A 23,478-nucleotide genomic window follows, 5' to 3' on the forward strand; every position below is an offset into this window, starting at 1 on the left:
CCCTGTACTTGCAGGTTGCCAACCAGCACGCCTGTGTGCCTTAGCGACTTATCCACAAGTTGGTACTAGTTCTCCACAGACACGCCGCCTGCTGTGGGTTGCTTTGACATGAGCGATATCCGGCCGAGGCCGGACGCCTCATGCCGCGGATCAGCCGACCTGGCAGACACACTGCATGCCAACAGCCAGCGGCAGCCCTGCGGTGATGTGGGGACCGCGCATCATCGGCTTCGGTGCCTGCCATTTCCGTTACGCCGCCGGGCGCGAAGAAGATGCCCCGGCCATCGGGTCCTCTCCCCGGGCCTCGTCATGGACCCCCTATGGGCTGACGGGCCCCCTCGTGTCCGCGGACCTCTGCGGCGCACTGGGCAAGCACCGACGCGGCGCCTCCTGCCGCTACGTCAGTACCTTGGTCGGCGTCGACCTCGGCATCCTGCGTGACCTCATGGATACTGGACATCACTCCGTGATGTCCGAACTCCACCAGCCCTGAACAAGCATGGGGGGCGGGCAAGTGCCATGATGGACGCAAGACCGTCGTCCGGGCGGCGGCACCTGAACCCCAGGAGGGGACATGTTTGAGATCAGCGGTTCGGAACTGCTCACCACGATCATCGCCATCGTTGTCCTATTCGCGGCTTTTGGCGCCTTGACATGGGTCTTCAAGACACGGCCTTCGGGTCACCCCAACGACGCCGACCAATACATCGCCCGACTGAACGCCGCCGCAGCCCACCAACAGCAAATCGATACCCAGAAGGCTGAGAAGATTCGAGCGGCCACGACGGCCCGCGCCGCCCAGGCAGCCAGCACCTCCCCCGGACGTACCGGCCAGAGCACCGGATTCGACCACGAGCACCCCCAGGGGATGGCACCGGGGCCCGGAAATCCTAACTTTGAACGCGTGATGCAGCTGGTCAATGAAGGAAACTACGTCTCCGCGGTCCGTAAGATCCGACAGGACACCGGTCTGGGTCTGCTCGAAGCGAAACGGTACGTGGACTCCCTGCGCGGCCTGTAACCGCACCATCGGGCCTTAGACGAGGGCGTCTGCCTGCAGGGTACGGAAGGCCGAACCGTGGAAGACCAGGGGGTCGTTAGCCCCATCGTGGGTGGCATGCCCGTGGACGCGCAACAGGACCACATGGTGGTCCCCGGCCGGGATTTCGTGTTCCACGCTGCAGTCCAACCACAGCGCTGCCTCCTGCAGGAAAAGCGCCCCCTCGTCGGTGGAATCCAGCCTCAATCCGGCGAACCGGTCACCGGATTTGGAGGCGATCTGCCGACAGACCCGCTCATGGGCCTCCCCGAGGACCGAAACACCGATCCGTCCCGCGCCCCGAACAATCGGCCAGGTACGGGAGGTGTTTTGTACAGCGAACATCACCAACGGAGGGTCCATGGAGACCCCGACGGTGAAGGAGGAGGCGACCAGGCCCTGCGGCTCGCCGTCGATGATCGCACACAGTGCAGCGATCCCCGAGGGGTGGCGGGCGAAGGCCTGACGGAGTGCGTCGTGTTGAAGATCATGGGACAGTGTCATCTGCTCTGCTTCCGGCGTTTGGCACGCCCCATGGGTCCAAAGAATCCAAACGGCGTGCGGTACTTGCCGTTCGGGAAGCCGAACGGCCGAATCATCACCTGGAGCACCCCACTACCGTGAGAGGGTTGCCGGCCACCGAGCCAGGGCTTGGAAGGTGGCGCTCTTGATTCACGTTCCACGCTAGAGCCGGTAGGTACACGGGGTCAAAGATCTCCGCAATATTTCGCAAGGTCCATCCCCGGCAGTGACCGGTGGGGCAAGCGAGCGAACTCGGGGGCACCCTTAAACGCCCGAGGGGCCCCACGCTGACGCGTGGGGCCCCTCGGTTCCACTGTGGCCGGCGCACGTCCCCTGGACGAAGCCGGCTACCGGTGGTGGCTACTTCTTCGCGGCGACGACCTGCAGGTCGATGGTCGCGGAGACGTCCTCGTGCAGACGGACGGTTGCCTGGTAGTTGCCAGTCGACTTGATGTGCTCGGGGATTTCCACCGTGCGCTTGTCGATCGAGCCAAGGCCTGCGGCCTCGACTGCGTTGGCGATATCGGCGGTCTTGACGGTGCCGAAGAGGCGACCACCCTGGCCGGCCTTGACCGTGATCTTGACCGCCTGGGCGGACAAGCTCTTGGCCAGTGCCTGGGCATCCTCGAGGGATGCGATGGCGCGAGCAGTGCGGGCAGCCTTGATGGACTCGACCTGCTTCTCACCACCCTTGCTCCAGAGCAGCGCGAAACCGCGGGGCAGCAGGTAGTTACGTGCGTAACCATCCTTTACCTCGACGACCTCGCCAGCGGTACCAAGACCGGTTACTTCGTGGGTCAGAATCAGCTTTGCCATGGTGTTATCCCTTCCTAGCCGCGGCCAGCGCCGGAGTAAGGCAGCAGGGCAACTTCACGCGCGTTCTTGATGGCCTGGGCGATCTTGCGCTGCTCCTGGACGGAGACGCCTGTCACGCGACGGGCACGGATCTTTCCGCGGTCGGAAATGAACTTGCGCAGCAATGCTACGTCCTTGTAGTCGATGACAGTGATGTCAGCGGCCTTCAAGGGATTGGACTTTGGTTTGGGCTTACGGAGTTCAGCCTTAGCCATCGTGGAGCTCCTTTATCTGGTGGAGCCCGCAGAATTTTTCCGCGGGATGGTGAATAAATGGTGTTGCGTTAGAAGGGAGGTTCGTCGGACCCGCCGGCGTTGCCCCATCCCCCACTGTTGGAGGAGGAAGCCCAAGGGTCCTCAGCTGGAGCATTCCAGGTACCGCCCTGGTTTCCGCCGGGGTTGCCCCCACCGAAGCCAGCGTTGCCGCCCTGGTTTCCGCCACCGAAGTTTCCTCCGGCATTACCGCCACCGAAGCCGCCACCACCCGAGTTATTGCGCTGGGTGCGGGTGACCTTGGCGGAAGCGTAACGAAGCGAGGGGCCGATCTCGTCGGCATCCAACTCCATGACGGTGCGCTTCTCGCCTTCCTTGGTTTCGAAGGAACGCGACTTCAACCGACCCTGGGCGACTACTCGCATGCCCTTGGTCAGCGTCTCGGCGACATTTTCGGCAGCATCGCGCCATACCGATGCGCGCAGGAACAGCGTTTCGCCGTCCTTCCACTCATTGGTCTGGCGGTCGAAGGTCCGCGGGGTCGAGGCAATGGTGAAGTTCGCCACTGCAGAACCTGACGGGGTGAAACGCAATTCCGGGTCAGCGGTGAGATTTCCGATGACCGTGATGACGGTTTCGCCTGCCATGGTGCCTCCTTGAGTCGGTTTCTACGAACAGTCGGCGCAGATTACTCTGCGACGACCTTCTGGTCTTCCGGGCGGGTGATCTTGGTGCGCAGGATCGTCTCATTGAGCGAGAGCTGGCGGTCAAGTTCCGCGGAAGTAGCCGGGGTTGCGGTGAAGTTAACCACCGCGTAGATGGCTTCTGCCTTCTTCTTGATCTCGTAGGCCAGCCGGCGGCGGCCCCAGATATCAACATTGTCGACGGTGCCACCATCGTTGCGGACGACGTCAAGGAACTTGCCAAGAGTCGGTTCCACGGTACGTTCGTCGACCTCGGGGTCGATCAGTACCATCAGTTCGTATGCACGCATGTGAACCCACCTCCTTTGGGCTAAACGGTCACGGTCTTTCCGTAACAGGAGGTTCTGTGCGTTGGCCGCAGGCGTTTCAGGGGTCAGAAACGGCACAAACAGCCTGACACATCCTACCCGATGTCTGTTCGACCACCCTAACCCGGGTCTGCGGCGCAGCGGACAAGGCCCCTGCAGGCTGTGGATGACCACCGCTGCCGGTGTCCGGAAGCCATCATCTCCTCCCGTCATCGGGCCACAGCGGTGAGCGCTGCCCTCAGAGGCCAGCACGGGCCGCCAAACCATCTTGACGCAGGGTAGCGGTCAACTGCCGTTCGAACTCCGGAGCGACGGTCGCCATATAGGTATCCGAGATGTGGTTCTGGTCCCGGTAGACCAGCACGTTGCCGACCACCGCCGGGCAAAGTTTTTTCGTACAGAACTGGTCGGTGAAATCCAACAGTTCCACCCGCGGTTCTCGTTGCCGTGCTGCGCCGAACCAATCGTCGCCGGCCAGCGCATCGTCTCGGTCTCGGCCGCAGTGGCGCAACCGGTCCCAGTTCTTGGCAACGCAGTCCCTGGCCATGATGTTCTGGCTTGGGGTGGGGGTGTCCCGGATGGCGATGACCTCCGTGCCGGAGTCTTCCAGCTGCCTCCAATAGTCGGCGGCCCCCTTTTCGGCGGCCACCGTCCCTCCTGCGAACTCGGCACCGGTCCATCCTGCGGTGAGGACCACATCGATATCCTGGCGCCCGGTCAGTTCGTTGAGCCGGGCTCCGTTGGCATCGACGCAGTCGATGAAGCCCTCCTTCTGTGCGGTGCGAACGGCTCCGGTAAAGGCGCAGGAATTCTTCAAATGGGTGATAATCCGCCAGTTATGCTGCCGTGCCAGCGGCTCCAGGGCCTCCCACCACTGGGTGGCATGTGAGTCGCCCACCAGGGCAATGGTGAAGTCGGCTTCCGGCCCTGCCCCGAATTCGCAAGACCCCGACGTGCGGGCCGCCGGGCTGGCAACGCAGCTCCCCAGATCAGGGAAGTCCTGACCCGCGGTGGCGGGTACCGGAATGATCTGATGGTTCCCGGACGCGAACGCCGCGCCGGTGGCAATGGATGCCGCCCCGAAACCCTTCGGCGGTGAATTCCTGAGTTCTTGGACCTCGCCGTCCTGGGCTGCCATGACCTGCTGTTGGCCGATGCTGGGAACCAGCGACAACACGGTGGCCAGGAGTACTGCGGTGGCACCGACCAGCAAGGCCCGGATGTTGTTCTGGGCCACAGGGCGCCACGCGCGAGCCGGGGTTTCGACATACCGGTAACTGATCCAAGCGGCGGCGAGGCTCAGGCCCAGGAGTCCGATACTTTCCAGCGGGCGGGGCTCCTTCCCGGTGATGAGAACGAAGAAGATGAAGACCGGCCAATGCCATAAATAGAGCGAGTAGGAAAGATTTCCGACCGCCTGGATCGCCGGGTGGTCGCTGAGACGGTTCAGGCTCAAGGGTCCCGAGGTCCTGCCCGCCAGGATGATCGCCGCGGTCCCCAACACCGGCACAAGCGCCGCATAGCCGGGGAAGGAGGTTTCGGCGTCGTACCCGAAGACCGAGCAGCAGATGGCTGCCAGCCCGCCCAGAGCCAGCAGCGAACGGGCCAAGGGGGAGGTGAGGGCCGGTACCGCACGCCACGGGTAGGATTTCGCGCGCGGAGCCATCACGACGGCGAGTATCCCGCCGACTCCCAGTTCCCACATCCTGGCGGGAGTCACGAAATAGGCTGAAGCGTCCCCGGAGGCGGTCAGCTCAATGCTGTAGATCAGGGATCCCGCCGAGACGACGCCGAAAAAGACGAGCAGCAGGGGGACCACGTCCCTGCTCCTCGACACCCTACGGCCCTGCCCGCGGGGTTTGCGGACCAGCGCCAGGGCCGCCAGAACCAACAACGGCCACAGCAGATAGAACTGTTCCTCCACAGCCAGCGACCAGAAGTGCTGCAATGCGGTGGCAGGGTTTTCGGCGGCGAGGTAGTCCACCGAATCGGCGGCCAAAACCCAGTTCTGCACCGAGAAGACCGAGGCCAGCGCCTGGGTACCGATGGTCCCCCACAAGGTGACTGGGCCGAAGACCAGGGTGGCCGTGACGACGGCGGCGATGGTGACGAGGGCGGCCGGCAGGATGCGTCGGACGCGTGCCGCCCAGAAGGCCGGCAGGCTGATCCTTCCGGTCCGACGTGCTTCGCGCAGTAGATGGCCGGTGATCAGGAAACCGGAAATCACGAAGAACACGTCGACCCCGACGAACCCACCCGGAACCACCCGTGGTTCGAAGTGGTAGGCAACGACCACGAGGACGGCCAGGGCACGCAATGCCTGGATTTCCGGGAGGTACGACCTGGGGCCGGCGGATGGTGAACTCATGCCCGTGAGCACACCATCCCCGGATGGCCCGCGCGTGACCATCCGGTGTCCACCGGACGGCCATCAGGATACGTCTACTTAGCCGGCGAAGAATCCCCGGGTGACGCGGGCCAAGGCCAGCGGATCCTCGACGGCACACATTTCACGTGCCGAGTGCATCGAGAGCAGGGCGATGCCGACATCGACGGTGCGGATGCCCAAGCGGGTCGCGGTCAGCGGTCCGATGGTCGATCCGCAGGGCATGACGTTATTTGAGACGAACTCCTGATAGGGGACGTTCACGGCTTGGCAGAGGGCAGCCCAGAGGCCGGCGCCTACCGCATCGGTGGTGTACCGCTGATTGGCGTTGATCTTCAGCAACGGGCCGCCTCCCAGAACCGGGCGGTTGGCCGGGTCATGGCGTTCTGGGTAGTTCGGGTGGACCGCATGACCGGCATCGGCAGAAATGCAGACGGAGTCGGCGAAGGCCCGGGCCCGTTCTTGGACCCCACCGCCGGCAGCGTCCACGATGCGTTCAAGCACATCCTGCAGGAAGGGCCCGCTGGCCCCCGAACGCGAGGCCGAACCGACCTCTTCGTGGTCGAAGGCGGCCATCACCGCAATATGTCCTGCGTCGTCGTCGTTCTCCGACGTGGCTTCAGGACCCCAGCCACGGTGTTCTGCATGGTCGATCAGTGCGACCAGTGAGGCGTGCACCGAGGAGAGGTTGTCCAACCGCTGGGAGGCCAGGAACTCGCCCCGGCCACCGAAGAATGCGGGTTCCTGGGCAATGGTGGTGACGATGTCGTATCCGGTGATCGTTTCCGGGTCGACCCCCGCATCCGCTGCCAGGATGGCGAGCAGGTCCACTTGGCTCGGGTCCCCGAGCCCCCACACGGGGTTCATATGTTGCTGCTTATCCAGGGTGAGCCCGTCGTTGACCGCCCGGTCCAAATGAATGGCCAGCTGCGGGAAGCGCAGCAGGGGGCCGGTCCGCACCAGGTGTTCGGCGCCGTCGGAGGTGACCACCCGGCCGGAGAGGATCAGTTCTCGATCGAGCCAGGAATTCAGCAGGGGTCCACCGTAGATCTCGACTCCTGCCTGCAGCCAGCCTTCACGTCCGGTCGTCGGTTTCGGTTTGAGTTTGAACCCGGGGGAGTCGGTATGGGAACCCAGGATGTGGAATCCGGTGGTGGCGGTGGCTCCTGCGGGAATGAACCAGGCGATGACCGCACCGTCACGCACCGTGTAGTAGCCGCCGGGGGTGTGGTCCCAGGTATCGGACTCTGCCCGGGCACTGAACCCGGCGGCGGCCAGCCGGCGGGCGACCTCGGCGGCGGCATGGAAGCTCGACGGCGATGCCGTGACGAACGCCCCCAGATCCTTGGCGTGTTCCTGTGCTTCCGACGTGGCCATACCCATCCTTAGGTGTTGTGTGTTCCGTAACTCATCCGCGGTTCCTGCCATTCCACCCGCCGTGACGATAAACGGCAAATGCCACCGCCACCACGCCGACGCCCATCACGACCGGTCCGGCCACCGGCTGGTGGAGTACCGCGACGAGGAAGGCCCCCGAAGCAAAGAGCACCACGGCCAGCATGAACCACGGATTGCGCAGGAATTCTATGTTCATGTTCTAGTAGTCCAGACCCTGGCTCGGGACCACCAGGCCGGTCTCGTAGGCGTAGACGACGGCCTGGACGCGATCGCGTAGATGCAGTTTCGTGAGGATCCGCCGCACATGGGTCTTCACCGTGGCTTCGGAGAGGAAGAACCGGTGGGCGATCTCCGCATTGGAAAGACCCTCGGAGATGGCTCCGAGGACCTCGAGTTCGCGGGGGGTCAGATCCTGCAGGAGGGGGTCGCGTTCGGGGTGTCCGGCGGACGTCGCCCCCGTTCCCGCCCCGTGCTGCTTCGTGCCATCCGACGGCGCACCATCGGGACGTCTGACATAGGTTTCGAGCAGCCGGGCGGTGATCCGCGGGGCCACGACGGCATCACCGCTGGCCACCAGCCGGACGGCGTTGACCAGTTCGGCGGGGGCCACGTCCTTGAGCAGGAACGCCGAGGCGCCGGCCCGCAGACCGGCAAAGGCATATTCGTCCAGGTCGAAGGTGGTCAGGATGATGATCTTCGCGCACGGGACCTGCTCGGCGATGCGACGGGTGGCCTCGATCCCGTCCACCTTGGGCATCCGCACGTCCATGAGCACCACGTCGGGGGTGGTTTCCAGCGCGAGGGCCACCCCCTCCTCCCCATCGGAGGCCTCCCCGGTGATGAAGAGGTCATCTTCGCCTTCGAGGATGAGCCGGAATCCCATGCGCAGTAGCGGCTGGTCATCGACCAGCAGGATGCGGATGGGGTCCCCGGGTCGACGTTCGGGAACCTCCCCCTCGGGCGTCTGGGCTTGAGGCTGTGGTTTTTCGGTGCCGGATGGTCCGGGGCTCTCGTTCATCGTGTGGCTTCCCCCTGGGATGGCTGGTGTTCGGTGGCCTGTTCGGGAACGGTCAGAATCGCGTGGACGACCCACCCTCCGCGTGGTCCGGGGCCGGCGTACACGGACCCGTCGTAGATGGCTGCACGTTCGCTCATGCCCTTGAGGCCCTGGCCGCTGCCGATGGCATCACGTTTGGCGCCCAACAGTTGGCCATTATCGGTGACCTTGATCCGCACGGTGTCCTCATCGCGGGAGAGATCTACGTGGACCCGGGTCACCGCTCGCCCGTAGCGCAGCACGTTGGTCAACGATTCCTGCACGATCCGGTACACGGTCAGCTGGAATGCGGCATCCACCGGCAGGGCGGAGCCGGTATGAGTGATCTGCAGGGGGAGCCCGGCGACCCGGAACCCCTCGAGCATGTCGCTCAGTGAGGACGACGCCGGTTGGGGCGCCAAGGGGGCATTGGAGCCATCGCGGAGCACACCGATGACCCGGCGCATATCGGCCAGGGCGCTACGGCCCGTGGAGGAGAGTTCGTCCAGCACCTCGGCGGCCCGTTCGGGGTCGCGACGCAAGACGACCCGCGCCCCGTCGGAGAGGGCGATCATCACCGACAGTGAGTGGGCGACGACGTCGTGCATTTCCCGGGCTATGCGGTTGCGTTCTGCCACTTGGGCCAGTCGTTGGACCCGGGAACCCCAGTTGGCCAGCTCGGCTTCGTGGAGCCGCTTATTGCGGATGGCGGCGCCGATGCCCACCACGGAGAAATTCGACAGGACGGTCAGCGCAGCCATCATCCAGACGAACGTTTCCGCCGGAGGGGTGTCTTCGACCAGGAACCGGGTGGCCGCCTCGGGGACTTGGAAGGCCGGCAGGACGACGACGAACTGCACGAGGAGCTGCATGGCACTCAGCAGCGCAGCCATCGTGAACATACGCCGAGCGGTATATAGGGTTGCCGTTGTATAGAGGACGAGCCAAACGGCGATGCTGGTCGCCGAAAAGTAGGGGTCCACGAGTTGCATCCCGATTTCAATCAGGAAGACGACCCCCAAGACGGCCATCGGCCAGCGCCGCCGGACGACGAGCAGAACCGCAATGAGCAGCACTCCGGCCCACGGCACCCACCGGCCGTTGAGCGCCGATTCCAGCCCCGAGGCGGCGGTGACCAGGAAGTAGGTGACGGCCAGCAGGACATCCATGAGCGTGCGGTGTGAACGCATGAAACGACGCGCTGGACCTCGCCGTTGTTCGGTGAGCTCGGCAAAGGTCTGCGCCGGTGCGTCCTGGGCCTCCCCCAGCGGTGCTGTGCTCATGTTCTCAGCTTAGCTTTCGGTCGCAGCAGGTGGGTGGGCCCACGAGAACCGCGGATGGTGGCGGCCGTTCGTTCCGCCACCACCCGCGGTGGTTCGTGGCGCCGGCCGGGGAAACCCCGGGCGGCGGTGTCGGTCTAGACGTCGCGACGCCGAATGACCAGCAGCGTGACGACCACCGGAACCAGCGCCCACAGCCCCAGGACCACCCCTGACTGCCACTGCTCTAGGGCGCCCTCGGCTGGCGTGGCGCCGACGAGGTTGCCGAAGGCGGCATCCGGCAGGAAACGGCTGGCGTCCTGGATGAAGTCGTTGGCAAAGATCATCAACACGTTCGGCAGGACGAAGACGATGCCGACGAGCGTGACGATCGCCCCTGCCGAGTTACGCAGCAGACCACCCAGCGACATGCCGAGCAGGGCAATGACGGCCACATAGGCGGCGCCGATCCAGAGGTAGCGCTGGAACGTCTCACTGGAAAGGTCCTGTTCCAGCGAATAGTTGGACAGGATCGGCATGATCACCAGGGCCGCCAGCAACGTCGAGACCACGGTGACCACGAGGGACACCACCGCGACCAGCAGGGTCTTGGCCAGGACGACAGGGAACCGTTTCGGGATGGCGGCGAAGGTGGCCCGGGCCATGCCGGTGGTGAATTCCGAACTCATGACCAGCACGCCGATGGAGCCGACGATGAGCTGGGAGAACATGATCCCCGAGGAGGCAATCGAGTTGCCGAGCGCTTCCATATCTCCCATGGCCGCCGCGGCCTCGGGATCACCGCTGAGGGCCTCCTGCGAGGAGCCGATGCCCCAGGCTGCCACTGCGGCGATGCCGATCATGATGACCAGGGTGGTCAGCAGCAGGATGAGGGAGGAGGGCACCGAGGTGAATTTGATGGTCTCCGAGCGGACGGCCCTGCCGAAGGAAGTTCCCTTGCCCTCGGTGGCCCTGGACTGCTGGGCCGCGGGTGCCTGGTGGGTTTCGGTGCTCATTTGCTGGCCCGCCTTCCGGTTTCACGTTCTGGCTCGGCCCCGGTGACGGGACCCGAATGGTATTCGACGTCGTCGCGGGTCATATCCATGTAGACGTCCTCCAGGGAGGCCTGCAGCGGGGTGAGTTCATAGACCAGCACGTTGGTATCCAGCGCCCTGCGGGCGATGTCGCGGGGGGTGATGCCCTGGATTTCGAGGGCATCGGGGCCCGTGGTGGTGACCGTGACTTCCGGTGCTGCCAGCGATCTGACCAGTTCGTCGGGGGTGTCGGTGCGCACCCTGGTGCGGGCCCCGCCGGCCCCGGAAAGGACGTCGGCCATGGGGGCGTCGGCCAATAATTTGCCGCGCCCGATGACGATCAGGTGGTCTGCGGTCTGCGCCATTTCGCTCATCAAATGTGAGGAGAGGAAGACGGTGCGGCCCTCGGCGGCCAGGCCTTTGGCCATGTTCCTGACCCAGAGGACGCCTTCGGGGTCCAGCCCGTTGACCGGCTCGTCAAGGATCAGGGTGTGGGGGTCCCCCAGCAGGGCGGCGGCGATGCCGAGGCGTTGGCCCATCCCCAGGGAGAACCCGCCGACGCGTTTGCGGGCCACGGGCGCCAGCCCGGTGAGTTCGATGACCTCGTCGACCCGGCGGTTGCCGATCCCGTGGGTGGCGGCCAGGGTGCGCAGGTGGTTGCGGGCGGAGCGCGATTTATGCACCGCCTTGGCCTCGAGCAGCGCCCCGACTTCACGCAGCGGGGCGGCGTGCTCCGCATAGCGTTTGCCGTTGACGGTGACGTCGCCGCCCGAGGGGCGGTCGAGGCCCACGATCATGCGCATCGTCGTGGATTTGCCGGCACCGTTGGGGCCGAGGAAGCCCGTGACCTTACCGGGCTGGACGGTGAAGGACACGTCGTCCACCGCGCGTTTCGAGCCATAGTTCTTGGCGAGAGAAGTTGCCTGGATCATGCTTCCACGCTACGCACCCGCGCCGGTGCCGTCGCCGCCCCTACGGATGATCTTCGGCCGTGGCGGTGTACGACTTCAGGAGGATGCCCCGTCTCCCGTCAGTTCCCCGGACCGGCCGCTCAAGGTTTCACCTGATGAGCCGTAGCGTGCGGGCCTGGTCGATGGCGGCGGTGCGCGTATCCACCCCGAGTTTGGCGTAAATGTGGATGAGGTGGGTCTTGACCGTCGATTCGGAGATGAACAATTCCTTGGCGATCTGTCGGTTGACCAGCCCTCGGGAGAGCAGGCCGAGCAGTTCGAGTTCGCGCGGGCTCAAATCGGTGGCCGCGTTGCGGGCCGCGGGGTCCATTCTGGCGGCCACGTCTTCGGAGAGGACCCGACGCCCGCGGGCCGCATCCCTGACAGCAGCGGTCAGCCGTTCCAGCGGGGCATCCTTGAGCAGGTAGCCGGCGGCCCCGGCGTCGAGGGCGGTCCGGATATCGGAATCTGAGTCATAGGTCGTGAGGATGAGGACGGGCGGTCCGCCGGCCGTGCGGATCCTGCCGGTGGCCTCGACACCGTCCATTCCGTCCATCTGCAGGTCCATCAGCACCACGTCCACGTGTTCGCCGAGGGTTTCCAACCGGTTCAATTGGGCGATCGCCGCCGCACCGTCGGCGGCCTCTGCCACGACGTGTAGTCCTGCCTGTTCGGTCAGGACTGCCTTGAGCCCGGCCCGGACGACCGGGTGGTCGTCCACCAGCAGCAGATTTAGTTCATCCATGTCCATCCTCCGTTGCGCAGGGGATCCTTACGGCCACCACGGTGCCCTCCCCGGGCGCCGATTCGACCTCCACGGTTCCGTTGAGGGCACCGATCCGCGCCTTGAGTCCGCTGAGCCCGAATCCCGTCCCATCGTTCCTCGGCGCGGCGGGCAGCGTGTCGGGATCAAAGCCGACCCCGTCGTCGTACACATCCAAGGTGACCTCCCCGGCCAGGTAGCCCAGACTGAGGATGGCCCGCGAGGCGCGGGCGTGGGCCAGGACGTTGGCCAGACAGGATTGGGCGGCCCGCAGCAGGGCGCCGGCGACGTCGGGGCTGAGGGCCTGTGCCTCGCCATCCTCCCGGAACCGGCATTCCAGCTCATCCCCGGAGGCCTGTGCGGTGCGTTCGGTGGAGGCGCAGAGCCGGGCGAAGCGTCCGGCGAGTGCCCCGGCGGCAGCTTCGGCGGTTCCTGCGGACAGTCCACGGACGAAGTCGCGGGCCTCACCCAGGTTATCGGAGGCCGTCGTGGCCACCGTTTCGAGGCGTTGGCCTGCCAGTTCCGTATCCCCGGCGTCCAGGGCGGCGCGGGCCGACCGGGAGACCAACACAATGCTGGAGAACCCCTGGGCGAGGGTGTCGTGGATATCGCGGGCGAGTCGCTCGCGTTCGGCCAGGACGCCGGCCCGGTGCTGTTCACCGGCCAACGCTGCCCGGGTGCGGCGCAGTTCATCCAGGGCCCGGCGCTGGTTGACGCCCTCGGTGTAGAGGGCCTGGTAGGCGAATCCCATGACCACGGAGAACGTTGCCCCGAAGACCGGCCCGAGGATGCCGGCGACCGTGACCGACCCGGCGTGCGCCCATTGGGCGCCGATGACGACCAGGGTCAGCCCGATAATGGCGAAAAGTGCGGTGCGGGTGCGCAGCAGGTGCATCTGCAGGAAGAACAGCGGGAAAGCGAGCCAGCTGAAATCCGGGTGCAGGGCCATCAGCGCCAACCAGAGGACGACGACGATGAGCAGCCAGCTCCGTGAAAACCGGTTGGGGTCCGAGGTGAGGCCGCGGGCGAACCGGTTTTCCCAGGTGGTGCCCCAGAGGTAGATCGCGGCCAGGACCCCAGCCAGCAGAATCGAAGCCAGGCGCGTGGAGGCGCTGGTATCGGTGACCAGGACCCTGATGACGCCCACGCCGAGCAGCAAGGCGAAGCCCACATGCAAGGACACCCGCAGCACGCGCAGGACGACACCACCGGGGGTCGCCGGCAGCGCGGTGGCCTCGGAGCCCGGTGGGTTGGCCTGCTGATTCGGTGCGTTCACGTTCCCAGCCTAGGGCGATTGAGCGGCAGGTGGTTCAACCGTTTGGTGGACCCGCTTCCGCCGCGGCCTGCCGATCCACCGGAAGGCCGGCAGCGGATCACGTTCTGCCCCCGCATAGGGTCCTGCCTGCGGGTCGTCCTGGCCGACCCGTCGCACCGGATCGGTCTGCGGATCCCAGATGCTGCGCGCGACCCGATACATCAGGTACGCGGTGGCCAGCATATGGGCGGCTACCGCCAGGACGTAGAACGCCTCGGGGAAGGTGTTTTGCTCCTTGACGCTGGTACTGCCCGTATACAGATACATCCAGATCGCCCAGAAGTGCAGGGCCTCAACGAGCTGCCAGATCAGGAAATCGCGCCAGCGCGGCCAGGCCAAGGCAGCCAGCGGGATGAGCCAGACCACGAATTGGGGCGAGTAGACCTTATTGAAGAGCACGAAGGCAGCGACCACGAGGAAGAGCAGTGAGGCCACCCGTGGCCGCCGGGACGCCAGCAGCCCCAGCACCGCGATGCCTGCGCAACTGGCGGCAAAGAGCCAGAAGGCTGCCGAGTTGATGACCTCCGAGGTGAAGGTGGGGGCACCGGGAAGCACGGTGGCCGTGACGTTCCAGGCATGCCAGAGGGAGGACAACCCCGCCCCGCGATCACGCGTGAATTCCAGGAAGTAGCTCCAGGCCCCGAAGTTGGCGATCATGAACGGCAGGTTCACCAGCAGCCAGGAACCCGCGGTACCGGCGCTGACGATCAGCAGGGGGCGCCATCGCCCGGTGCGCAGGGCCAACACCAGCACGACGCCCAAAAAGAGGATCGGGTAGACCTTCATGGAGGCGCCCAAACCAATGAGAATTCCGGCCAGCAGCGGTTTCTCCCGGGCGAAGGCCAGCAATGCGAGGGCCAGGAACGCGACCGCCCACAGATCCCAGTTGATGGTGGAGGCCAGGATCATTCCGGGGGCCAGGGCGACCATGGCAGCATCCCAGGGCCGTCGCCCCGCGGCTCGGGACGTGGCAATGACGATGATGAACCAGAGCACCACCACCATCAGCAGGTTCACGTCGAAGAAGGCCAGCGTCCGGTCATAATCCCCGGGTACCACCAGTAGTGCCGCGAAAGAGGCGACCGCCGACATGAGCACCGGGTATTCGAAGTGGGCGCCGTCGGCGAAGGGGGCGAAGGCGTTGGTGTCGAAGCCGCGGGCGGTAAAGAGGGCCGACCAATCCGAATAGCAGGCCCAAATATAGGCGTTGGAGCCGCCCCACCCGAGGGTGCGGCACATGTTTTTGGCGAGGATGGCCACGATGGCGGCGACGATCGTCAGGGCCACGAGGACCCGTTCGATGGTGAAGAATCCCGGAGACACCCGCCCCGGGGAGCTGAATCGTCCCAAGGGGCCGCCCATGACCTCGGTCAGCCGGCGCAGCAACGGATCATTGCGGCTGGGTACGGTGATCCGCAGCGGCCCACGGCGGGACCCCCGGGACGTGGAGGATCCCCGGTCCGTTCCGTGGCGGGCCGGGGGCCTGGGCTTCTCGCTCATGGAATCAGCCTATCCGGCGCGACCGCACCGAGGATCGCCCCCGGATGTATTGCACACCACACTTTGCGTTAACCCACTGGTCGGTCTGACGACACCTCGGCTCCCTAGCGTCGAAGACATGCAGAAGCCACAGAGTGAAACCGTCCTGGTCGTCATCCCGGCCCGTGGCGGATCGAAGGGCCTCCCGTTGAAGAACCTCCGTCCGGTGGGCGGCAAGTCGCTGTTGGCCCGCGGCATCGACGCCGCCCTGGCCGCCCCGTCGGTCACCGATGTCGTGGTCAGCACCGACCATTCGCAGATCCGCAATGAGGCCCACGCCCAGGGTGCCCGGGTCATCGACCGTCCGGCGGCATTGGCCTCCGACGGGGCCAGCAGCGAATCGGCTCTCGGCCACGCCCTGGGCACCCTCGAGTCCCTTCCCGCCGTCGTCGTCCTCTTGCAATGCACCTCCCCCTTCATCAACCCGGCCCATGTGGAGGCCGCCGTCAGGGCCGTGCTTCAGAACGAGGCGGATGTCTGCTTCAGCGTCACCGAGGACCATTCATTCATCTGGTCGGCGAATCAGGGGACCGTTCATGCCGTGGGCCACGATGCCGGGTACCGCCCACGACGCCAAGACCGGGCCCCCCAATACCGTGAAACCGGTGCCTTCTACGCCATGCGCACCTCGGGTTTCCGCCGAGCCAACCACCGGTTCTTCGGCAGGTTGAAGTTCCAGGTGGTCCCGGCCTCCGACGCCCCCGAAGTCGATTCGCCCGAGGACCTGGAGCTGGTGTGCGCGCTGGCGGCCCGCCGCGCGGGCCGGCCGCCTGGCCCGCCACTGCCGGGCATTGACGTCGACGCGCTGGTCACCGACTTCGATGGCGTCCACACCAACGATGCGGCCCTGCTGGCCTCCGACGGTTCCGAATCCGTCACCGTTTCCCGCTCCGATGGGCTGGGCGTCGCCCGGCTGCGCCGGGCGGGAGTGCCGATGCTGATCCTCTCCACCGAAACCAACACCGTGGTCGCCACCCGGGCCGCCAAGCTCGGCGTCGACGTCGCCCACGGTGTGCAGGACAAGGCCAGCCGGCTCGACGCCTGGATCGCTGAACACGGCCTGGATCCGGCCCGAGTGGCCTACGTCGGAAACGACGTGAACGATGTGGCGGCCATGGACTCCGTCGGATGGCCGATCGCCGTCGCCGACGCCCGCCCCGAAGCCCTGGCCGCTGCCCGCATCGTGCTCCAGAAGCCCGGCGGCAGTGGAGCCGTCCGTGAGGTCTGCGAACGCATCCTCGAAACCCCCAACCGTCCAACGGCCGCACGGCTGTTGGTCTCAACCCCCTGAAACACCTCCAACGAAAGGGAAACACCATGACCACCGAAGCGATTAAGCAGGACGCCCCCGTGAGCATCGGCACCGAGAAGATCGGCACCGGCCAGCCGGTCTACGTCATCGGCGAAATCGGGATCAACCACAACGGTGATGTCGACGTTGCCAAGCAGCTCATCGACATCTCCGCAGCTGCCGGCGCCAACGCCGTGAAGTTCCAGAAGCGGACCCCCGAGATCTCCACCCCGCAGGATATGCGCGATAAGATCCGTTCGACCCCCTGGGGCGAGATGACCTATTTGGACTACCGGTACAAGGTCGAATTCGATGCCGCACAGTACCGCGACATCATCTCCTACGCCCGCAGCCAGGGTCTGGAGGCCTTCGCCTCCCCATGGGATGTCCCCTCGGTCGAATTCATGGAGGAGCAAGGCGCAGCAACCCATAAGGTGGCCTCCGCCTCGGTAACCGACCTGGAGTTGCTGCGTGCCCTGCGCGAGACCGGCAAGCCGATCATCCTGTCCACGGGTATGTCCACGATCGAACAGATCGACACGGCAGTGGAGACGCTGGGCACCGAGAACCTGGTCCTGATGCACGCCACCTCCACGTACCCCCTGCCCCCTGAGGAAGCGAACCTGCGCATGATCCCGACGCTGCAGGAACGCTACGGCGTCCCGGTGGGCTATTCGGGACACGAGCGCGGCCTCCAGATCTCCTTGGCCGCTGTCGCCCTCGGCGCCGTGACCGTGGAACGGCATATCACCCTGGACCGCACCATGTGGGGTTCCGACCAGGCGTCCTCCTTGGAACCGAAGGGCTTCGAATCGCTCATCCGTGACATCCGCATCCTGCAGGAAGCCATGGGCGACGGCGTGAAGAAGGTCTTCCCCGGCGAGCTCGCCCCGCTGTCCCGCCTGCGCCGCGTCGACGCATAGTCCCGGCCCGTCGAGATGAACACCCCCTTGCTCAGCATCGTCGTTCCGGCGAAGGATCAGGCACCCTTCATCCGCGACACGATGACGAGCCTGACGCACCAGTTCGAGGATCCGCGCGCACTGGAAGTCATCTTCGTCGACGACGGCTCCCGGGACGGCACCGGGGAGCTGGTCGAGGCCTTCGCCGGCCGGCTCCCTGGCCTGAGGATCCTCCGCAACGAGGAGGCCAGGGGCCTGGCCACCGCCCGGAACCAGGGCCTCGAAGCCGCCACCGGCACCACACTGGCCTTCTTGGACGGCGACGACTGGTTGGCTCCCGGGCATCTACAGGCCTGTTGGGAAGCGAGGGACCGGCTGGATGTGGACTTTTTGCGGGTGGACCATGTCAGGGTCACCGCAGGGCGTCGATCGATCCACCGGGCCCCACAGGCCCGGAGGAATACGGTCCTGGACCCGCGGGCCTCGATCCTCCCGCAGACCGAAACCACCCTGATCGATTACCCGTATGCATGGGCAGGAATATTCCATCGTCGGTTGGCCGACGCCGGCCTCCTGCAGTTCCCCGATGGGTTGTTCACCGCCGAGGACCGCCCCTGGATCTGGAGATTGCATTTGCAGGCCGAGTCCTTTGCCGTCGTGGAGGCCCCCGGAGTGCTCTATCGGCGCGGCGTGACCACCTCCCTGACGCAGATCCAGGATCGTCGGCAACTCGATTTCGCGCGGGCCTTCGCCCTCGCCTTCGCAATCGTGGCCGCCGACCGCGAAGCCTCGACGTACTGGCCGAAAGTGATCCGCCAATTCATGGCGGTTTCCTGCCACCACCTCTCCCGCAGCGCGGGGATGACCGCGACGGTGACAGCGGAGCTTCAGGCGGCGATCACCACCACGTTGGCGGCAGCACCCGAGGCCTTCCTCGCGGCGGCCTTCGCAGGACTCGATGCCCGACGACGGCGCCTCCTGCTGCCCTTGTACCCCACCACCACACACCCCGAAAACCCCACGGGACGGGACCGAGACCTGGTCCCCGGAGGAACCAGATGATCCAACTGCTCACCGCTTCAACACTGTTCCAGGTGGCCTCCCTGGCGGCCATGGTCGATGCTGGAGCGCTGCCGAAACCCGAGGGGGAACGCGTGCTGCTGCTCGTTGACGGTTCCCAGCAGCCCGAACTGACCGGCAGCATCGCCGACACCCCCGGATTCGGGGACCTCGCCGCGCGGTTTGACCGGGTGCTGGATTTCGGTGAACTGCTGTTGCCGCGCCGGCCCGCCCAATTCAATCCGCGCGAGGAGGAGCTGTATCTGTGGCAGCGTCTCCTCCGGCAGTGCTTCGGGCTCGGTGACGAGGAGCTGCAGCTGGTTGTCGATTCGATCCAAACCAATCCGAGCCGGGCGATCCTGCGGATTTTCCACGACTCACCGTTCCTGGTCCATTCGGACGGGCTGATGTCCTACGGTCCCACCCGCAACCTGCTTCCAGCGTCGATCCATCAACGTCTCGACGGGTTGGTCTACCTCGATCTGGTTCCCGGTCTGAAGCCGCTGCTCTTGCGCGAATTCTCCCCGCAGCTCAGCCCGGTACCGCCGCAGCCGTTGGCTGAGATCATCAACGATCTCGCCCACTCCGCCGAGCTGGTGCTGCCACTGCCCGCCCAGGCCCGGCCGGCGCCGGAGATCGGAGCACCCAAAACAGCGGTGGTCCTCGGCCAGTACCTCGCCCACCTGGGGCTCATGGACGACGAGGAGGAACGGATTCTGCATCGCGAAATGCTGCGCGAAGCCGAACGCCGTGGGGCCACCACGGTGATCTTCAAACCCCACCCCTCAGCCGGCCCGGCCTCCGGACGCCAACTCGAGCGCGACGCCGCCGCCCTGGGACTGCAGTTCACCCAACTCGGGGAGCCGATGCTGGCCGAAACAGCGGTCGCCCTGCTGCGCCCCGACGTCGTCATCAGCTGCTTCTCCACGGCACTGCTGAGCATCCGTGCCCTCTTCGGCACCGAATGCGCGGCGGTGGGCACCGAAATGATGCTCGAACGGCTGAGTCCCTACGAAAACTCCAACCGGATCCCCGTCACCCTCATCGACGCCCTCTTCCGTCGGGGCCTGCCACTACCTGGCGAGGACCCCCTTGGCTCCGAGGGGGCTCTGACACAGCTGGTCACCGCCGTCGGCTACTGCATGCAGCCGCAACGCCTGGCCGCAGAGGAAGCGGGCGCCCGAGGATTCCTGGCCGGCCACTACCCGCGCTTTGCCAAGTATTTCAAGCGTCGTCGGCTCACCCGCCTGGACCTTCCCGGGGCCCTCCCCCCGGGCAGGCCTGCCACGGGGCTGGCCTCCCGGTGGGGACGGCGTCTGCCGGCCTCTGTGCGTCGCCGGTTGAACCGTGGCATGCGTCGGATGCCACGCCGGCTGGTGAAGGTGGCCAGACGTGTCCCCCGCAGTTGACCTACCGGGCAATTCCGGAAGGGCGGGCCGGACCCGCAGGGTGGAGCTGGTGCCTCAGGTCCAACGGCCCCGCTTCGGACGGGCCGACGTCTGGGTGGAATCCCCGCTGCAGCTGCTCAGCGCCATCGAAGCCCACGGGGCGGGGCTTCTGGGCCGCCACTCAACGATCCACTCGCGGGGAGGAACCGCGGCAATGGACACCACGGTGCGCACACTGATGGCCCAGGCCCCCGCCGGTGTGACCTTCGACGAGGCCAACGCCCAGGAACCCTCGACCCCCGACCGCCCCGCGGACCGCTGGGTCACCGGCGACGCGTTCTCCGGCAGAATGCAACGTCGCCTCATCGGGCCGGTGCGCGCCGACGAGTTCGTGATCATTGATGACGGGTTGGCGACGGTAAAACTCTTGCAACTGCTCACCGGGGACCGTCCGACCCCTCTCGTGCGGTCCCGCGCCCCCCGCAGCACCTCACGCAACGCCCTGGGTGTGGCCAGCTGGTACCGGTTGCGTTCCCTGGCCCGTCAGGGACGCCTGCTGGCCTGCACCGCACTGCCCATCGGTCGGGAGGTCGAACGGGCGTTCAGGGATCTCGGCGGACATCTGGAGCACCACCGGTTCGAATGGTTGGGGACCCAGCCGGTGACCGAGCAGTTCCATGAACCGACGATCGTCATCGGCTCGGCGCTGGCCGCCGACGGTCTGATTGGTGAAGCACCCTATTTATCCTGGGTTCTGAAACAGACCGACGACGGACCGGTCGGCTATTTCCCGCATCGCCGCGAGGAACCGGGGTTCTTGGCCGAACTGGCTCGCCACCCGCTGATCACCGTGCACCCGAACACCCTTCCCGTGGAGATGCGCCTGCGGGGTCTTCGCCGAGGCCAAAAGGTCAGTGCCCTACCCTCCACCGTGCTGCCCTCGTTGCGTTTGCTGCTGCGCCCCCACCGGGTGAGGATCACCGGTCATCCGGTCCCCGAGCGCTGGTGGACCGAGGCAGCCTCCCCGGCGCTGCGCACCCATCTGGGAACGTCATTGGAGGACCCCACCGCGTGAAGATCCCCCCGGACGCCCCACCGCGCATTCTCGCCGTCGCCGACAGCGACTCGTACTTCAAATTCGCCTGCGCGACCCTTGACGGGCTCGGCCCCGGCTGGGACCGCACCGTGGTTTTGGCCCGTACCCCCCTCCTGCCCACCGCCGAACAACGGGTCGGCGCGGTGACCGGGACCTTCCTGCAGGACGCCGCTCCCACGGCCGTCGTCCCCCTCCACCGCCTCGGCCCCCTGCTCGACTCCGCCGACGTGGTGCTGGGTGCCGCCACGGGCCCCGTGGTCCAGGAAGTCTTCCGTCGCGCGGCGTCCCGCCAGCGGGGAACCGGAAGAAGCACGGCCCTGGTCTCCGCGCTGCCAGGAGTCGCCTACCCGGCCACGGCGAAGGCCATGGGTTTTCGTTCCCTGGGTGATCTCTTCCTCACGCATGGCCGGGCCGAGGCCAGGGATTTCGGCGGCCTCTTGGCCCGGCTGGGGAGTGACCAGTCGGTTCTGGCCACCCGGCTGCCCTTCCTGGTGTCCACCGGGGAACCGGCCAAGGATACGACGCCGGTGCATTCGGTGGTCTTCGCCGCCCAGGCCAAGTTCCCGATCCACCGGCACGAACGGGAACAGGTCCTGCGGGCGCTGGCCCGCACCCAGCGGGCGAACCCCGGGGTGGAGGTCATCGTGAAACTGCGGGCCAGGGACGGCGAACCGCAAACCCATCATGAACGCCACCCCTATGACAGGCTCTGGGCCGAGCTGAGCGCCGGCGGGGCCGTGGCAGGAGATGAAGTGCGTTTCGCGACCGGGACGATGGCCTCCGTGTTGCGACCGGGGACCCTGCTCGTGACGGTTTCTTCCACCGCGGTGTTGGAGGCCATCGACCGGGGGCTTCCCGCCGTCGTCCTGACCGACTTCGGTCTGGACCGTGACCTCTACAATCTGGTGTTCGAGGGCAGCGGGCTGATCGGGTCGCTGCAGGATGTCGAAGAATTGACGGTCTTGCGGCCCGACGCCGCCTGGCTGGCCGAGCACTATTTCCACCACCCCGATACGGTGGCCGCGGAGGCTCTGGAGCGCCTGGCTCGGCGCGCCCGGGCCGGCACGTTGGCTACCTGTCCCGAAGCACTGGCCGGGGCGCGCCGGATGGCCCTGCATCACCGGCTGCGCACCTCCCTCCCCGGGCCCGCCCTGCAACTGATTCGTGCCCTGCGCCAGTGACGGTTGCGTACCACATCCGCCCTGGCGATGAGCCCCGGGCGACCCGCTGAAAACCGGTGGGGAATAACCTGGCCGCTGCGTCACTTAGAATCGTTATGGCCTTCGGCCGCCCAAGAATCGTTCTGCTGTAGGAGTCACTGTGTCGGGAAACCCCATTCGGGTCGCAATCATTGGCGTGGGAAACTGCGCCACATCGCTCATCCAGGGCGTTGAATACTATAAGGATGCGGACCCGGAGACGAAGATTCCCGGCCTGATGCACGTCGAATTCGGCAAATACCATGTCCAGGACGTCTCCATCGTCGCCGCTTTCGACGTCGACGCGAAGAAGGTCGGCCTGGATCTCGCCGCGGCCACCACCGCCAGCGAGAACAACACCATCAAGATCGCCGACGTGCCCACCACCGGTGTTACCGTCCAGCGCGGCCACACCCTGGACGGTCTGGGCAAGTACTACCGCGAGACCATCGAAGAGTCCGACGCCGAACCGGTCGACATCGTCGCCGCGTTGAAGGACGCCTCCGTCGACGTGCTGGTCTGCTACCTGCCCGTCGGCTCCGAAAAGGCGGCAAAGTTCTACGCCCAGTGCGCCATCGACGCCGGCGTCGCCTTCGTCAATGCCCTGCCCGTCTTCATCGCCGGGACCAAGGAGTGGGCCGATAAGTTCACCGCCGCCGGACTGCCGATCGTCGGGGATGACATCAAATCCCAGATTGGCGCGACCATCACCCACCGCGTCATGGCCAAGCTCTTCGAGGACCGCGGGGTGACGTTGGACCGGACCTACCAGCTCAACGTCGGTGGCAACATGGACTTCAAGAACATGCTAGAACGTGAGCGCCTCGAATCCAAGAAGGTCTCCAAGACCCAGGCCGTCACCTCCAACACCTCCGCACAGCTCGGCGCCGACGACGTACACATCGGCCCCTCCGACTACGTGGCCTGGCTCGATGACCGCAAGTGGGCGTACGTGCGCCTGGAGGGCCGCAACTTCGGTGATGCCCCCGTCTCACTGGAGTACAAGCTGGAGGTCTGGGATTCACCGAACTCCGCGGGCGTGATCATCGATGCCATCCGCGCCGCCAAGATCGCGTTGGATCGCGGCATCGGCGGACCGCTGCTCTCGGCCTCCTCGTACTTCATGAAGTCTCCGCCGGAGCAGTTCAATGACGAGGCAGCCCACGAGAGCGTCGAAGCGTTCATCCGCGGCGATATCGAACGCTAACCTCCACACCCGCTGA

The 23,478-nt window shown here is 66.0% G+C and carries 24 protein-coding genes and 1 riboswitch; of the genes, 9 read left to right on the forward strand and 15 right to left on the reverse strand.

The features are described from left to right. Positions 1–175 precede the first annotated feature (175 nt). Together CIK75_RS14315 and CIK75_RS14320 are read left to right on the forward strand one after the other, a co-directional pair. Entirely contained in the window at positions 176–493 is a 318-nt protein-coding gene (locus tag CIK75_RS14315; RefSeq protein WP_143413356.1) for a DUF1801 domain-containing protein, read from the forward strand. 81 nt (positions 494–574) lie between these two features. Next, complete coding sequence (locus tag CIK75_RS14320) at positions 575–1,021, forward strand: hypothetical protein (protein ID WP_086994961.1); 447 nt, start codon at positions 575–577, stop codon at positions 1,019–1,021. A gap of 15 nt (positions 1,022–1,036) precedes the next feature. Here CIK75_RS14320 and CIK75_RS14325 read toward each other — a convergent pair whose 3' ends face one another. From CIK75_RS14325 to CIK75_RS14395, 15 genes are all read right to left on the reverse strand, one after another. Next, entirely contained in the window at positions 1,037–1,543 is a 507-nt protein-coding gene (locus CIK75_RS14325; RefSeq protein WP_096224537.1) for a flavin reductase family protein, read from the reverse strand. 54 nt (positions 1,544–1,597) lie between these two features. Beyond that, positions 1,598–1,712, reverse strand: a riboswitch (SAM riboswitch). Positions 1,713–1,921: 209 nt separating this feature from the next. After that, a complete protein-coding gene (gene rplI, locus CIK75_RS14330) occupies positions 1,922–2,377 on the reverse strand; it encodes a 50S ribosomal protein L9 (RefSeq protein WP_086994955.1) in 456 nt (151 codons plus the stop codon). A gap of 14 nt (positions 2,378–2,391) precedes the next feature. Next, on the reverse strand, positions 2,392–2,631 hold the full coding sequence (rpsR, locus tag CIK75_RS14335; protein WP_007269381.1) for a 30S ribosomal protein S18: 240 nt from the start codon (positions 2,629–2,631) through the stop codon (positions 2,392–2,394). 68 nt (positions 2,632–2,699) lie between these two features. After that, the gene (locus CIK75_RS14340) at positions 2,700–3,275 is read right to left on the reverse strand and encodes a single-stranded DNA-binding protein (protein WP_086994952.1); all 576 of its coding nucleotides are present in this window, start codon (positions 3,273–3,275) and stop codon (positions 2,700–2,702) included. A 41-nt stretch (positions 3,276–3,316) separates the two neighbouring features. After that, positions 3,317–3,622 (reverse strand): 30S ribosomal protein S6, encoded by a 306-nt coding sequence (gene rpsF, locus CIK75_RS14345; RefSeq protein WP_086994949.1) that lies wholly within the window; start codon positions 3,620–3,622, stop codon positions 3,317–3,319. A gap of 256 nt (positions 3,623–3,878) precedes the next feature. Next, a complete protein-coding gene (locus CIK75_RS14350; RefSeq protein ID WP_096224538.1) occupies positions 3,879–6,008 on the reverse strand; it encodes an acyltransferase family protein in 2,130 nt (709 codons plus the stop codon). 78 nt (positions 6,009–6,086) lie between these two features. Further along, complete coding sequence (locus CIK75_RS14355) at positions 6,087–7,403, reverse strand: M18 family aminopeptidase (protein WP_096224539.1); 1,317 nt, start codon at positions 7,401–7,403, stop codon at positions 6,087–6,089. A gap of 31 nt (positions 7,404–7,434) precedes the next feature. Beyond that, positions 7,435–7,620 (reverse strand): hypothetical protein, encoded by a 186-nt coding sequence (locus CIK75_RS14360; protein ID WP_086994940.1) that lies wholly within the window; start codon positions 7,618–7,620, stop codon positions 7,435–7,437. A gap of 3 nt (positions 7,621–7,623) precedes the next feature. After that, positions 7,624–8,442 (reverse strand): response regulator transcription factor, encoded by an 819-nt coding sequence (locus CIK75_RS14365; protein ID WP_086994937.1) that lies wholly within the window; start codon positions 8,440–8,442, stop codon positions 7,624–7,626. Next, the gene (locus tag CIK75_RS14370) at positions 8,439–9,743 is read right to left on the reverse strand and encodes a sensor histidine kinase (protein WP_096224540.1); all 1,305 of its coding nucleotides are present in this window, start codon (positions 9,741–9,743) and stop codon (positions 8,439–8,441) included. The genes CIK75_RS14365 and CIK75_RS14370 overlap by 4 nt, the downstream gene beginning before the upstream one ends. Before the next feature lie 134 nt (positions 9,744–9,877). After that, positions 9,878–10,735, reverse strand: a complete 858-nt coding sequence (locus CIK75_RS14375; RefSeq protein ID WP_096224541.1) for an ABC transporter permease — start codon at positions 10,733–10,735, stop codon at positions 9,878–9,880. Next, entirely contained in the window at positions 10,732–11,685 is a 954-nt protein-coding gene (locus CIK75_RS14380) for an ABC transporter ATP-binding protein (RefSeq protein WP_086994929.1), read from the reverse strand. Before CIK75_RS14380 ends, CIK75_RS14375 begins: the two co-directional genes overlap by 4 nt. Before the next feature lie 127 nt (positions 11,686–11,812). After that, positions 11,813–12,448, reverse strand: coding sequence for a response regulator transcription factor (locus tag CIK75_RS14385; RefSeq protein ID WP_086994991.1), 636 nt, complete (start codon positions 12,446–12,448; stop codon positions 11,813–11,815). Next, positions 12,441–13,742: a sensor histidine kinase gene (locus CIK75_RS14390; protein WP_343251906.1), complete on the reverse strand. Its 1,302-nt coding sequence runs from the start codon at positions 13,740–13,742 to the stop codon at positions 12,441–12,443. The genes CIK75_RS14385 and CIK75_RS14390 overlap by 8 nt, the downstream gene beginning before the upstream one ends. Positions 13,743–13,751: 9 nt before the next feature. Further along, positions 13,752–15,281 carry a glycosyltransferase 87 family protein gene (locus tag CIK75_RS14395; RefSeq protein WP_096224542.1) on the reverse strand — a complete coding sequence of 510 codons (1,530 nt, stop codon included), beginning with the start codon at positions 15,279–15,281 and terminating at the stop codon, positions 13,752–13,754. Between the two features lie 118 nt (positions 15,282–15,399). On the opposite strand from CIK75_RS14395, the gene CIK75_RS14400 reads away from it, so the two are divergent. The 7 genes from CIK75_RS14400 to CIK75_RS14430 all read left to right on the forward strand — a co-directional run bounded on the left by CIK75_RS14400 (position 15,400) and on the right by CIK75_RS14430 (position 23,462). Continuing rightward, positions 15,400–16,611, forward strand: a complete 1,212-nt coding sequence (locus CIK75_RS14400) for an acylneuraminate cytidylyltransferase (RefSeq protein WP_096224543.1) — start codon at positions 15,400–15,402, stop codon at positions 16,609–16,611. A 26-nt stretch (positions 16,612–16,637) separates the two neighbouring features. Then, positions 16,638–17,534, forward strand: a complete 897-nt coding sequence (locus CIK75_RS14405) for an N-acetylneuraminate synthase family protein (protein WP_096224544.1) — start codon at positions 16,638–16,640, stop codon at positions 17,532–17,534. A gap of 15 nt (positions 17,535–17,549) precedes the next feature. Then, on the forward strand, positions 17,550–18,575 hold the full coding sequence (locus tag CIK75_RS14410; protein ID WP_086994917.1) for a glycosyltransferase family 2 protein: 1,026 nt from the start codon (positions 17,550–17,552) through the stop codon (positions 18,573–18,575). Further along, a complete protein-coding gene (locus CIK75_RS14415) occupies positions 18,572–19,981 on the forward strand; it encodes a polysialyltransferase family glycosyltransferase (protein WP_096224545.1) in 1,410 nt (469 codons plus the stop codon). The genes CIK75_RS14410 and CIK75_RS14415 overlap by 4 nt, the downstream gene beginning before the upstream one ends. Continuing rightward, the gene (locus CIK75_RS14420) at positions 19,965–21,035 is read left to right on the forward strand and encodes a hypothetical protein (RefSeq protein WP_241895474.1); all 1,071 of its coding nucleotides are present in this window, start codon (positions 19,965–19,967) and stop codon (positions 21,033–21,035) included. The genes CIK75_RS14415 and CIK75_RS14420 overlap by 17 nt, the downstream gene beginning before the upstream one ends. Next, positions 21,032–22,237 carry a DUF6716 putative glycosyltransferase gene (locus tag CIK75_RS14425; protein ID WP_096224546.1) on the forward strand — a complete coding sequence of 402 codons (1,206 nt, stop codon included), beginning with the start codon at positions 21,032–21,034 and terminating at the stop codon, positions 22,235–22,237. The genes CIK75_RS14420 and CIK75_RS14425 overlap by 4 nt, the downstream gene beginning before the upstream one ends. Before the next feature lie 139 nt (positions 22,238–22,376). Further along, positions 22,377–23,462 (forward strand): inositol-3-phosphate synthase, encoded by a 1,086-nt coding sequence (locus CIK75_RS14430; RefSeq protein WP_086994909.1) that lies wholly within the window; start codon positions 22,377–22,379, stop codon positions 23,460–23,462. Positions 23,463–23,478 lie beyond the last annotated feature (16 nt).

The sequence above is a fragment of the Glutamicibacter sp. BW78 genome, from assembly GCF_002332245.1.
GTDB classification, from domain to species: Bacteria; Actinomycetota; Actinomycetes; order Actinomycetales; family Micrococcaceae; genus Arthrobacter_H; species Arthrobacter_H rhombi_A.